Annotated in this window: 12 protein-coding genes; 8 read left to right on the top strand and 4 right to left on the bottom strand. The window is 40.1% G+C overall.

Translation table 11 applies throughout. The features are described 5' to 3' along the window. Positions 1-32: 32 nt before the first annotated feature. Positions 33-896 (bottom strand): carbohydrate ABC transporter permease, encoded by an 864-nt coding sequence (locus ACTQ3A_RS12625; RefSeq protein WP_441495054.1) that lies wholly within the window; start codon positions 894-896, stop codon positions 33-35. A 109-nt stretch (positions 897-1,005) separates the two neighbouring features. Further along, on the bottom strand, positions 1,006-2,364 hold the full coding sequence (locus tag ACTQ3A_RS12620; RefSeq protein ID WP_441495053.1) for an ABC transporter substrate-binding protein: 1,359 nt from the start codon (positions 2,362-2,364) through the stop codon (positions 1,006-1,008). A gap of 225 nt (positions 2,365-2,589) precedes the next feature. On the opposite strand from ACTQ3A_RS12620, the gene ACTQ3A_RS12615 reads away from it, so the two are divergent. The 3 genes from ACTQ3A_RS12615 (at position 2,590) to ACTQ3A_RS12605 (ending at position 7,198) form a co-directional block, all read left to right on the top strand. Then, positions 2,590-4,398 (top strand): cache domain-containing sensor histidine kinase, encoded by a 1,809-nt coding sequence (locus tag ACTQ3A_RS12615; protein WP_441495052.1) that lies wholly within the window; start codon positions 2,590-2,592, stop codon positions 4,396-4,398. Continuing rightward, positions 4,398-5,984 carry a response regulator transcription factor gene (locus ACTQ3A_RS12610; RefSeq protein ID WP_441495051.1) on the top strand — a complete coding sequence of 529 codons (1,587 nt, stop codon included), beginning with the start codon at positions 4,398-4,400 and terminating at the stop codon, positions 5,982-5,984. Before ACTQ3A_RS12615 ends, ACTQ3A_RS12610 begins: the two co-directional genes overlap by 1 nt. Before the next feature lie 149 nt (positions 5,985-6,133). Next, a complete protein-coding gene (locus ACTQ3A_RS12605) occupies positions 6,134-7,198 on the top strand; it encodes an ADP-ribosylglycohydrolase family protein (RefSeq protein WP_441495050.1) in 1,065 nt (354 codons plus the stop codon). 65 nt (positions 7,199-7,263) lie between these two features. On the opposite strand, the gene ACTQ3A_RS12600 is transcribed toward ACTQ3A_RS12605, so the two are convergent. Further along, entirely contained in the window at positions 7,264-7,764 is a 501-nt protein-coding gene (locus ACTQ3A_RS12600; RefSeq protein ID WP_441495049.1) for a hypothetical protein, read from the bottom strand. A gap of 186 nt (positions 7,765-7,950) precedes the next feature. On the opposite strand from ACTQ3A_RS12600, the gene ACTQ3A_RS12595 reads away from it, so the two are divergent. After that, positions 7,951-8,427, top strand: coding sequence for a hypothetical protein (locus ACTQ3A_RS12595; RefSeq protein ID WP_441495048.1), 477 nt, complete (start codon positions 7,951-7,953; stop codon positions 8,425-8,427). A gap of 270 nt (positions 8,428-8,697) precedes the next feature. Here the strand turns inward: ACTQ3A_RS12595 and ACTQ3A_RS12590 are convergent, their stop codons facing one another. After that, positions 8,698-9,186, bottom strand: a complete 489-nt coding sequence (locus ACTQ3A_RS12590; protein ID WP_441495334.1) for a type II toxin-antitoxin system VapC family toxin — start codon at positions 9,184-9,186, stop codon at positions 8,698-8,700. A 153-nt stretch (positions 9,187-9,339) separates the two neighbouring features. Here ACTQ3A_RS12590 and ACTQ3A_RS12585 point away from each other — a divergent pair, with 153 nt between their 5' ends. The 4 genes from ACTQ3A_RS12585 (at position 9,340) to ACTQ3A_RS12570 (ending at position 12,632) form a co-directional block, all read left to right on the top strand. Beyond that, positions 9,340-9,537 carry a site-specific integrase gene (locus ACTQ3A_RS12585; protein ID WP_441495046.1) on the top strand — a complete coding sequence of 66 codons (198 nt, stop codon included), beginning with the start codon at positions 9,340-9,342 and terminating at the stop codon, positions 9,535-9,537. Positions 9,538-9,539: 2 nt separating this feature from the next. Further along, positions 9,540-10,733 carry a PucR family transcriptional regulator gene (locus ACTQ3A_RS12580; RefSeq protein WP_441495045.1) on the top strand — a complete coding sequence of 398 codons (1,194 nt, stop codon included), beginning with the start codon at positions 9,540-9,542 and terminating at the stop codon, positions 10,731-10,733. A gap of 145 nt (positions 10,734-10,878) precedes the next feature. Beyond that, entirely contained in the window at positions 10,879-12,210 is a 1,332-nt protein-coding gene (locus ACTQ3A_RS12575; protein ID WP_441495044.1) for a hypothetical protein, read from the top strand. Positions 12,211-12,212: 2 nt separating this feature from the next. Next, the gene (locus ACTQ3A_RS12570; RefSeq protein ID WP_441495043.1) at positions 12,213-12,632 is read left to right on the top strand and encodes a hypothetical protein; all 420 of its coding nucleotides are present in this window, start codon (positions 12,213-12,215) and stop codon (positions 12,630-12,632) included. Positions 12,633-12,953 lie beyond the last annotated feature (321 nt).

Raw genomic sequence — 12,953 nt, 5'->3', positions numbered from 1 at the left:
GATTTCATTATTAATCACCACCAAATATCATATCAATCTTTCGTGCGTGTTAGTCGCAACGAGATCAAAACAGGAACCAAAACAATTAGGAACATAATCATAGCAACTGCCGTAGAATAACCCGTCTTATTGCCGTAGCACATACGCATTATATAGATACTTAATGTTTCTGTTTGATAGCCAGGTCCGCCACTTGTCAGTGACATGACAATATCGAACACCGAAAGTGAACCAATGATATTTGTAACTACATTGATACGAATAGATGGCACCAGCAACGGCAGTGTAATAAAGCGAAAACTCTGCCGACTGCTAGCACCATCCATCATTGCTGCATCGTACAGATCTTGTGAAATATTCTCTAAACCTGCCAAATAAATTATCATTGTCATGCCGGCATATTGCCAAACGTTCACAAGAATGAGCACAATAATTTCAGATGTATAACTTCTCATCCAGTTAGGAAACCATTCAGGATGCCCCATCCGGTTCATTATATTGAAAAGAACGCCACGTTCAGGTTGGAGAAGCAGATACCAGATGTAACCCATTATCAACGGGCTGATAATAGCCGGCATATAAATACAGGCTCTTGCGACAGATTTTCCTTTGAACTTACTGTTCATTAGAAGTGCATATAGTAAACCGACAATGTTGAGTAACGGTGCGCTGCCCAAAGCAAAGAGGACGGTTGTTTTTATATCCGAAATAGCACGGCTGTCCTTAAAAAAATCCACAAAATTTTTCAAGCCAATAAATTCAGCTTGGCCATAGCCATTCCAGTTTGTAAGGCTCATACCAATTCCTTTAGTCAATGGATAGATAAAAAAAAGGCAATATAAAACAAAAGCGGGAACAGCCATAAAAGTATATAGACCGATTTTTCTATTTTTCATGTAGTATACCTGCATCTATAAAGTAAGAGACGCACAGTGAATTATGTGGTGCGCCTCTGCTTGCTTTTTAATAATTGGATTTTACTAGGTACGACAAGTAAAAAAGTCCTTAAGATGACATGCCATCAGTCCAGGCTTTTTCATATGCCTCGGCGAACTCGGTAGGAGTATACTGACCAGCCAGCAATTCCTGCACCATACGACCTGCATCGTCACCAGAGAACCCGGCTGGCTTCTCATTGGTGAAACCGATATTGACAGCGTTCTTCAGAGCATCATCAACTTCTTTCACAATGTTTTCAGGTGCCCATTCAGCATCAACATCATTAAACGCACTAGGAGCCTTTGCGACCTCACTATATTTCTTTTGATTTTCGGGTTTGAACAGGAAATTCAGGAATTCAATGCACTCCTTTTTGTGCTCGGTCGTAGCAGAAATACAATAGCCTGAATCCTCTGCGCTCAAAACAACTGGTTTAGAGTTTGGCATGTAAGCGGGATACGGTGCAAAACCGATTTTATCTGCCATATCAGGGTTAGCTTCCAGTAAGCCGGAAAGTGCCCACATACCATTACTAAACATAGCGGCTTTACCATTGACGAAATCCTGCACACAGTTGTCGTTTGTGGCAGTAAGTACATCTGAATTGATAAGACCTTTATTCTGGAGGTCAAGCATGTCCTCGGCAAACACTGCCATCGGACCATCTGCTGCTGCGAACCGGAGCTTATCCTGATCATTAGCCAAGAAAGCCTTTTTAGCTTCAACAGCACCCAGTGTTGACTTGATATAGCCATGAGGAATAAACTCAATCAGATGACCAAGATGCCAAGCTTCGCTACCAAAGATAAACCAAGGGGTGACATCGGGTTCCTTCTCTTTGATGGTCTCAAGCATGGTTTCAAAGTCAGTCCATTCTGTCGGAAACTCGGTATAACCAGCTTTGCTTAAAATATCTTTGTTGTAAAAGAAACCTGCCGTTGTCATGTTCGTGCAGATACGATAGACTTTTCCAGAATTTACATCTGTACAAGCAGTTTTCATATCAGGAGACATACGATCCCAGAACTCATTCAAATCCGAAATGTCCATATACTTGCCTTCATCGACATAACCTTGTTCATATGTAGTCATAATATCCGGTACTTCGTTGGAAGCAAATTTTATTTTAATAACGTTACTGGCATCTTTTTGATATTCTTGCTCAACAACAATATGGTCCTGAGATGCATTGAAATCATCAATGATCTCATTCATCACATCAACTGTTTCGATTTTACCGGTAAAAAATTTGAGGTTCACTTTTTTACCGGAAGTTTCAGTGTTTTCTGCTGTAGAAGCAGTATTTGCTATGTTAGAATCTGCACTGCTAGAATCCTTACTACTAGTTGCACCGCCACAACCAGCTAATGTGCCACTGATCATTGCCACCACCATCGTCATCGCAGCAATCTTACGAAATTTCATAGTCTTCCTCCCTCGTACTTGATTTGAATTTCAAATTGATCAGTTTGAAATTCGGAAATCATCTTGAAGCGCGCCTCCCTTATGTCATTATTGTAGCGCGGAGTTGTGTTTGTAATAAATACCCAAATTTTTAGATGAAGGTTTCAGTTTTTTTGGGATTTAGCTGATTTATTGCACATTATACCCTCATAAGTATATAATTATCTTTAAAGGAGAGTGCTAAAATTGATCAAATTGACTATTAATCCATTAAAAAAATCATTTAAAACCAGGTTGCTTCTTGCTATCAGTATAGTAAATCTTGCTGTTATTTTGGCAATAACTTACCTTACATACCGCTGGAACGCCCGACAACTTCAAGAGCAGACGATTGCTCAAACCCAGCAAACCATAGAGCAAGCCGGAACAAATGTCAGTACTTACATGGATGAGCTGTATCGTCTTACACTTACTCCTTATTATAATGATGAAGTTCTTACTCAATTGGAGTATCCACCGACGAATACCAGCAACACACTATATTCCAAACGAATCGTGGAAAGTTTTCTTTCCTCGGTTATGACTCTTCCTCGGAGTGAAGTCCTCCGCGTATACATTGCAAACGATAATTCTCTATACAGTTATACGCGTACTCCTAATGATATGCCGGATCTTGCTACTTACACAGAAAGTTCCTGGTATAAAGAGGCAAAAAAAACCACCAAACCCTTGTTTGTTGAACCACAATTGGAAAAAGTATACGGTGAAAAGCCAACTGCTGTTTTTTCAGTTGTTCGCCAGCTCAGAAGTAAGAATGACAATAATAAAACTATCGGAGTTGTAAAAGTCGATGCAGATTACTCTGGTATCAGTAAAATATGCAATAAAATCAATTTAAATGCAGGTGGACTGCTATTGATTATGAATTCCAGAAATCAAGTGCTTTATCGCTCTGCCCCTATTCCAAGCGGTTTAGAGGAAGCAATGGTAGACGGAGATAAATTCAGACAATCTGGGATTATTGTATTGAATAACCAAAAGTACTTGGTAAATGTACTTTCGCTCTCTAATTACAGCATAAACATCGTGGCATTACACTCTTACCACACTTTGATGGCTCCGCTGCGCTCCAATCTTATGAAGACTGTTGCACTAGCGATATTTTGTATCATGCTTGCTGACATTGGGTTTCACATCATCATTAAAAAATTCACACAACAATTGTTTGAGATTGTTGGACTCATGCAACACGTTGAAGATGGCGATTTGACCGTAAAGGCTCACGTCACTACGAACGATGAAGTTGGTTACTTAGCCAAGTCATTCAACCAAATGACTGAGGCATTACAAAATGTCATTAAACGAAATGCGCTCTTGGCAAAAGAAATCTATCAGGCACAGTATTTAGCAAAAGAAGCACAGTACAATTCTTTGTGTAGCCAAATTCGTCCGCATTTTCTTTATAACACTCTGAATACAATCAGTCTTCTTATTAAATGCGAAGAGTATGATACCGCAATTATTGCTATAGAATCTTTCTCCTCGTTTTTAGGCGGAGTTATGAATGTTTCTAAAGATATTTCACTGCAAAAAGAAATTGAAATTTGTCAGGCGTATTTAAAACTCGTACAACTACGTTATCAGGATCGACTTCAATATGACATATTTATTGCTTCTAATCTATACAATGAACAGATCCCGTCACTAACCATACAACCTTTGATTGAAAACGCTATTAAATACGCTTGCGAACAAAATCGTGGGCAAACTGTAATTCATATAGCTTCCTGTATAAATCATGACCATTATTCTATCCAAGTATCTGATAATGGTCCTGGTATAAATGCAGAAACCCTGAAACTCTTGCGCCAACGCATCAATGTCCCTATCCACGACGAATCTGAAACAGCTCATATAGGCAACATTGGCTTAGTTAATATTGCCAAACGACTTCGGCTGAAATATGGGGACTCTGCATCTCTGGATATTCTTTCCTCTGACAATGGTACAACAGTTTCTATAAGCCTTCCGATCATAAAGAATGAGGTATCCTAATGAATCATATCCTTGTTGTTGATGATGAGCCTCTTATGCGTATGTGGCTCTCAAAAAGCATTCCTAAACATTCATCTTGTTTCGATGTTCCTCACACGGCGCGGGATGGAATCGAAGCAATGGAATATCTTAAACAAGCTTCTTACGATGTTGTTATTACTGACATCAAGATGCCTGGTATGGATGGATTAAGTCTAGCCAAGTTCATATATGAGAATTACCCGGAAACAATTGTAATAATTATTTCCGGTTTCGATGATTTTTCTTATGCAAGAAAAGCTATTCAATATGGGGTAAAGGACTATCTGTTAAAACCCCTGGTAGATGATGATCTTATTAAACTGCTAGATGATATTAAAGAACGCCTACAAAAATATATGCCTATGTTACTTGCCAACCCAACCGCAGAGGAACGTACCAATCCTCGTGCAATGTTATTTCGTGCAATATTGGAAGATGACAGCGATGGAATATATCAAGGTTATAAAATATTCTCTAATACAGATACTACACCCATGCTTCCATATGCCTGTGTTCTGCTGGGCGCTATGCTGCCTATTGCCCGTGATAACGCTGTTCTTCCCACGGAGGCACACTCTCGCAATTATCAATTAAATCTCACCATTGCTTCTTTATGCAAGAAATACAACTGGACTTCCTTTTTGGGAAACAATGGTGATACCTATATTGTAGCGGAAGGAGAAAGTAAGGAGATCCTTATTGAAAATCTCCATGAATTTCAAAAAACTTTTTCCTCCTCTTTCAACTTTGCAAAGGACACAAATTTATTTGCTGGACGCATTGTCGATGACAGTATGGATTTATCCTTTTCCCTTTCAAGTATTGCTAATTTGCGTTCATTACCACTCTTTGCTTCGAACGACTTGTATTCCTACACCTTATTAGATAAATATCAGCAACAACTTATTGAATTTGAAAAAAGAAATAAGAGGATTCTTTCTGACTTTGCCGATTCAAACGATACCACTCTACGGATAGATATAGATCAGTTATGCAATCTGGTTCCCCACAAGAATTCCTCCACACTTTGGGAAATTGGATGCTATATGATTCAGAGTATTACCGATCGTTTTCTTATTGAGGACGAACTCTTGACATCTGCATGGAAAGAGCTGACACATTTCTGTATTGCTTGCAGTGGATCTATTTCTGATGATGACTTTTTCCATGATATATATATATCTGTTTTTTCCCTCATGGGGAAAGAACAGGCGATTACACAGGATACGATGCCCGTCATAAAAATGGCAAAAGAGTATATTACCAAACATTTTTGTGAAAGCATCTCATTGTCCGAAGTGGCTGATTACTGTAACGTAAACAGTAGCTATTTAAGTAATCTTTTTCATAAGAAATTAGGAATCTCATATAGCAAGTACCTTATGCAAATCCGAATGGAACACGCCGCAGCTTACTTAAAAGATTTCCCTGAAACAAAAATATATGAAATCGGAGAGAAACTAGGATTCGTATCTACAAAGCATTTTATTTCTGTTTTCAAAAAGTACTATGGTGTATCACCAACCACATATCAAAAAGAACACTGTATTAACCATAGTGTATAGAATTACTATTATAATAATCCATTTAATAGCAATGGCATATGATCAACTCCAACCACACAAGTAAAATATTCGTCACAAGTATCGAATCAGTCGGTGATTCTGACTTTTCGAAATTGCAATATGTTTTTCTGACAGAAAAGGTAATATATATGGGATATTGGGAGAATGGCATACTTGGTCTTGTCACCGGTGATGCACTTGGTGTGCCGGTAGAATTTAAATCCAGAGAAGAATTGAAGATCAACCCTGTCAGGGATATGACGGGATTTGGAACCTACGACGTTCCTGCCGGAAGCTGGTCAGATGACAGCAGCATGGCCCTTGCAGAACTTGCCAGTCTTGTAGAATTAAAAAAATCAGAAAACGAAAAAAGTACTGAAAGTGAAGAAGATACTGATTTCTTTTCAGGATCTGAACCGCTTATAGACTTGAATGATATCATGAGACGGTTTGCTGCCTGGATTGATCACGGAGAATACACGCCACAGGGCGAAGCTTTTGATATGGGAACTTCCTGCTCCACCGCCATTGCACGCTTCAAAGAAGGAAAAGATGTACAGTCCTGCGGAAGCACCGGTGAGAACTCCAATGGCAACGGTTCGCTTATGCGCATCCTTCCTGTCTGCATTTACCTCTGGGAAAAGCAGGCAGCTTCAAATCTCTCAGATGAAGAGACAGTAGGTTGGATCCATCAGGTATCAGCCCTCACGCATGCACATATTCGCTCCATGGTTGCCTGTGGTATTTATTACTTCTGTGTCCGGGAGATTCTGAACAATAAACTAAGTAAAACAGAAGCCAGCCTTCCTCTTATGGATCTTCTGCAAACCGGTGTCCATAAAGCTTTTAGCTTCTACTTCAGCCAGGATAATATTCCTTCTAAGGAACTTTACTACTACAACAGACTCCGGAATCTTCAATCCCTGGCAGATGCTGATGTATCAACCATTTTCAGCTCCGGATATGTGGTTCATACAATAACCGCTGCATTCTGGTGTCTTATAACAACAACCAGCTACCGCGAATGTGTACTGAAAGCTGTTAATCTCGGAAACGACACAGATACCACCGCTGCTGTAGCAGGAGGGTTGGCAGGCCTATACTATGCCGAAAATCAGATACCGGGTGAATGGCTTTCCAGGATAATTCGGATAGATTGGATTCGTAGCCTCTGCAGGCAAATGGAAATATATAGCAATACAATTCAAAAATAAATGGATTTGCTACAGGCAAAGGGGAGTCTCATATGAGGCTCCCTTTTCTGCTATACTCCACGGTTTTACAGATGCGTGCATTTTCCGGTTCTTCTGCGCAAAATCAGAATCCCAGCTGTCCCTGCAAAAGTTGCAGCTATGATATAAAACAGATACACACCCCTCCCTCCTGCATGGAGATGCGTGAAGAACTGTGTCATGATACTCTGTTTCTCGTCATTGATGTCACTGTGTGTCGCAACCGTATTTTCATTTCCCCCGTTCGCAACTTTCAGATCTTCAAATGCTACAATCATAGACCCCGGAGCATAATTGCTGTCAAACCGGATCGTTACATTCTGCGTTTCAGATGCTTCGGAGGCAGTAAATACCGCCCTGCCAGTCACCAGTCCGTATCTGACAGATCCGTTTTCATCCAGATAATTTCCAATCACTGGTCTTGACGGGTTATCAGAATCCTCAGAACGCTCTGAGTTATCAGACTGATCTGTGCGAAGGGTCTGCTTTGCCCATAGCTTTGCTTCCAGAATATACTGCTGTCCCGGAATCAGATTGTGGCACTCCACTTAATCAACGAAGGTGGTGTAATCAGCCGGATCTGCTCCGCCTGTCGTTGTACCGGACCCGGTATCATCTGTTCTGGACTTTGCACTATCCGTATACGTTCCGGAGCCATTGCTGTATTGAGCCTGGGTATCATTGAATGGTGGAATCCCATAATCCCGCTATTGAAAAAGAACTCGGATCTTCTTATGGAATATCTGGCAGACGAGGAAGCCACGGAAAACTGTACATATGACGAAAAACTCCATTATGCCTGTCTGCTTCTGGATACAGAGAAACTGATGCATAAAAAGCCGGTATCGGGCTTTCCGTCCGCTTCTCGTAAGTTCAGCTCCAGAGAACGCTCTATCAATGCCTGCAGGATTCATCATCTTATGGATGATGATCAAAAAGTAGACGGACATAAAAAAATGCTTTTATGTGCATTGTTCTGTTTACTTACCTTCTGCTCCTTCATTTTTGTTTTAGAGCCTGATACCATCCAAATGGAGATCATCAGACAACAGGAACAGCCGACCGATGGTCTGATTATTACTGAAGACAATGCATACATCAAAAAAACTTCTGATGGTTATGAGCTTTATGTGGATGGTAACCTGTTTATGACGTTTTCGGAAAAAGGAGATATTCCGGAAGATTTTCAACATTTGCCTATGCAGGATTGATTCTGCGTTTAATCTATTCGGATGGTTAATCCTTTCATATTCAAAGAGGATCGATATATAATACTTACCATCCGATTCTTGTGATACAGTAGCAGACTTGATCATCCAACTGCTGTCAGGAATACGATGGATCACCGCTTTTACTTTGCCGATTTTAGGGAGTTTGATATATTTACCTTCCAGGATAGCAACGGTACTTTTCTGATTGTTTGTAGTGTATGCCTTACGGCTGTGCTTAGCAGACTTGAAGTTTGGGAATCCGTTTTTCTTTTACTTTGATCCCTGAAGATCACCCGGTGTGCGCCAATCCTCAAGACAAAGGTTTTTGATATGAATAAAGTCCTTTGTATTGTTTGTCACCAAAGTATAACCAAGAGATCGAGCATGTGCCGCAATCATTTTATCTCTATCTGAATTTTCTTGCAAAATTTTACCCTGTTTCATATCTGCAAGAATATCACCAAAATGTAAAGCAGCATGGATATCAAAGTCAAGAATCCGGATTCCCGAAAGAAACCATTGATAACTATCTCGCTTTTTCAGCATCTTATCGTTCAGATTCGGATGTAGCTTATAATCAGCGACATCCTCAAAAAGTAACCAAAAGGTATCATACAAACGCCGCAAGCGCTCAGTCGAAGAAATTGACGATTTTGCGACAGTTTTACCGCTACCTGCAGAAATACTACGATTTACCATCCAATCCTGCTGCCCTTGCAGACAGTCCAAAACTTGAGAAAAGCAAAGAAGTTCTAGCACTGGACGATTCTGAGGTATGTGAGGTACTATCAGATGTGGAAAGTGGCGCAAAATTACAAGGGAGACGTTTAGTATTTGCACAAAAGACCCAGCTGCGGGATACCGCACCCGCTTAACCGTACGCTCTGTTGAACGCATTGTAAAAAATATGCCGTGCCGGTCGGCGGTGAACGTATACACGCACATTCCATGCGTTCGACATACGCGACAAATTTGTATCGAAACACACAGGACATCAATCTGGTGGCGGACGCACTCGGACATAATGATCTGGAGACGGTTAAGAAATATACGAAATCGGGAGAAGAAAATCGGGAGCGCGAAGCCAACTTTTGCTATGGGAAGTTTTAGTAATGGATATATCACAGAAGAAAGACAAAGTATTAAATGCGTTAATAGAACATAAGGGAATTCAGAGCATTACAGATATCGGTGAAGAGGTATTAGGGAATCCGCTGTTTATCTATGATATAAGTGGCAAGATATTGGCCAAAAGCAGTTCGATGGAAGCAGTAAGTGTTTGGAAAAATCTGATTCCTGATGATTATCTTGATGCTGAGAAGCTACATTTAGCTGAACAGGGAGGTGCTATTGAACGGATACTTTCATATGATGATCCGGTGATTGCAAAGTTTCCATATAGCCCATATCGTGTAATGGGGTGTAGAATTCGAGATAAGGACAGTGCGGTTGGAATAAGCACAGTTGTGGAACTACATAAAATAAAAGAGGAAGACAAAGATCTTCTGGTAATGATCAGCAAAACAATTCTTTTTGAATTGTTGTACCGGGAGCGAACAGCAATGCAGACGATTCCATATTTTAATTTGCTGAAGGATATTATCGAAGAGACGGACAGTGAGGGTTCTATCCGTGAAAGATGTAATGTATTGAAACTGAAGATCCCGCAGGATATGATTCTACTTGGCATTAAGTTTTCGGGCAAAAGAGAAAATTCTCTGTCATTGTTTTATATCCGTCAAAAGATGATGACGATCTTACCAAGCAGCTTATGTATTATTTATGATGGAAGTCTTTTGATCATTCTGGATAAGAAACATTTCAGGAAGGATCTGATTGACCAGATTAAAAATGCTTTTTCTAATTATGAGATGCGGATAGGTGTAAGTAGACTGTTTCATGATATTATGGATATTAAGCATGCTTTTAAGGAAATGCAGGCAATTCAGAATGTATATATGAAACTGGGAATCGAAAGACCGGTAACCTATTACGATGAAATCGTGCTGTATCATTTTATGGAGTTGGCTTCCCATGAATATGACTTGAAAGAATTTCTTGATCCATCAATTAGGGCTCTCCAGGAATACGACCGCATGAATGGTTCTTTTCTGTGTGAAAGCGTAGAAGCATATCTCGAAGCAGGAAGAAATATTCAAAAGGCAGCAGATATTATGCATATGCATAAAAACACTTTATATTATCGTCTGAAAAAGGCAGAGGATATTGCACAGATTAATCTGGATGATGAAAATATATGTTTCAATCTTCAACTGTCATTCAGGATGAATCGTATGGCAAAATAACATGGAGTAATAAGTATGAAAAGCAATGTATTGTATAAAAATTCAATTCGTTTGTCATAATTTGGATAAAAAAACGAACAAAGCCCTTCTTATTTTTCGTATTGTTATATCAGAATAACAATGAGTTATAAGGAGGGTTTTTATTATGACAAATATGGAAGCACAGTTATGCTTTGCACCATACATTCCGAATGATGTTCCTGCAAATCAGGTGTTGGTAGCACCGGAAGGAGTATGGCATCCGATGGATGACGGCCGCTGGCCGCTTCATCCGTTTTCGTATGATCGCTGGGAAAAAGAAGAGCTCAGTTGGTATGACGGCTGCTACATTCACGCTGGTCTGAACCCATTCATGTTCTACGATGTTAAGGGAAAAGATGTATTAAACCTGATGGAGTATATTTCCATCAATACATTCAGACAGTTTCCGGTAAATAAAGCTCGTCATACCGTGATTTGTGGTGAAGATGGCAAGATTATCTGTGATGGTATTATGATCAGAAGAAGTGAAGAAGATTTCATATTTGCAAATCTTCCGGATCCGGCAGTATTTAATCAGCAGATGGGCGGAAAATATAGTTTTACCAGTGAAGATACTCAGTATAAACGTTTCTTCTTCCAGTTATGCGGTCCGAAATCTCTTCAGATTGTAGAAGAAGTATGTAAGCAGGATCTTCACGGGTTGAAATTTATGTACACCGAGGATGCAAAAATCAAAGGACATGATGTGTTTATCCTGAGAACCAGCATGGCAGGTACTTTGGGGTATGAAGTTCATGGCAACATCGAACATGCACAGGAAATCTACCAGGCAATTCTTGAGGTTGGTGAAAAATACGGCATTCAGAAGCTTGGTCGTTATGCATATGTAAATGCACATTGTGAAGGAAGTATTCCTCAGTTATGCGAACACTTTGCTTCTCCGTTTATTCCGCAGCCTGTAATCTCAGGAAGTATTCCAAGAGACTCTGAACTGATCTACAGAAGCCCGATTGATCTGGGCTGGGAGAACCTGATTCGTTTTAAAAATCATGAATTTATGGCGAAAGCTGCACTGGAAAAAGAGATGGAACAGCACCATAATACCTGCGTTCATCTGATTTTTGATAAGAGCTCTGTTCTGGAAGTTGTTGCAGGTTCCATGGATCCTGAAAAACAGTATGATACCATCGACATGGTGATGGACTATGACCATGTTCGTAATAATGGCGGTATGCATATCGATGCAGTATATGATGGCGAGAAGATGATTGGAGCATCTTCCGGACGTATGCTTTCTCCAAAGACAAGAGAGATGATCTCTATCTGTACCATTGACCAGGATTATGCAGTAGAAGGGAAAAAAGTAGAAGTATTATGGGGAAATCCTGGTACCAATCAGGTAAGAATCAAAGCAACTGTTTCTTTATTCCCATACATAAAAGAAGGACGAAATGCGGACTTTGACGTAGAAACCATTCCGCATCCGGTACTGTAAAAATGAAGGATATAAAAACAACAGTAAATCTGTTGATCAATATTGTAATGGGAGTTGTACTTGGCGTCACAGGTCAGGTAATAAACGGACAGTTTTCGCTGCTTGCCTTCGCACAAAGCTTTGTCTTGAGTATGGGAGTTGGCTATCTAATTGGTACCTATGTTCCCATAAAAGAAGTGGGAGACAAAGTGGCTCATATATGTGGGATAAAAAAAGGAATGGGTGAATATCTGATTTCCACTTTGATCGTTGCAGTCAGCATGGTGATACTGATTACCTTTTTCTGTGTTTTTGTACAGGCGGGAACAGCAGTGCTTCCGATATTTCTTCATATGATTGTTCCGTTTTTGATCGTAGGAGTCATTGCAATTGAAATCAGTTCTTACTGGATTACAAAAATAGCAATTACAATCTGTAAATAAGTAATGGAAAAATAGAAAAAGCCTATTCTTTTCAGAATGGGCTCAGACTGTAGACAAAGTCCGAGGCACAACGCCTCGGATTTTTGCTTTTTTGATCTGCTGGACGAACCATCCTCGAACCTTGACATGGCTTCCATCCATGAATTAAAAGAACATCTGCGGCTTATGTATCATTATTTCCGTATATCGGAATTTACTGTCTGATGGACGCTGTATATTTCGCGTGATTAGTCCGCTCTTCACGGCTAATTAGCCCACCATTAACGGCAGATCAGCCCAGTTGTCACGGAGCAGAGCCCGGTATGGCCGGCGGGCGGATTA

Source organism: Bilifractor sp. LCP21S3_F8, from assembly GCF_052117805.1.
Classification (GTDB): domain Bacteria; phylum Bacillota; class Clostridia; order Lachnospirales; family Lachnospiraceae; genus Bilifractor.
The sequence above is the reverse complement of the archived record's forward strand: the minus strand, read 5'-3'. Positions and strand labels throughout refer to the sequence as shown.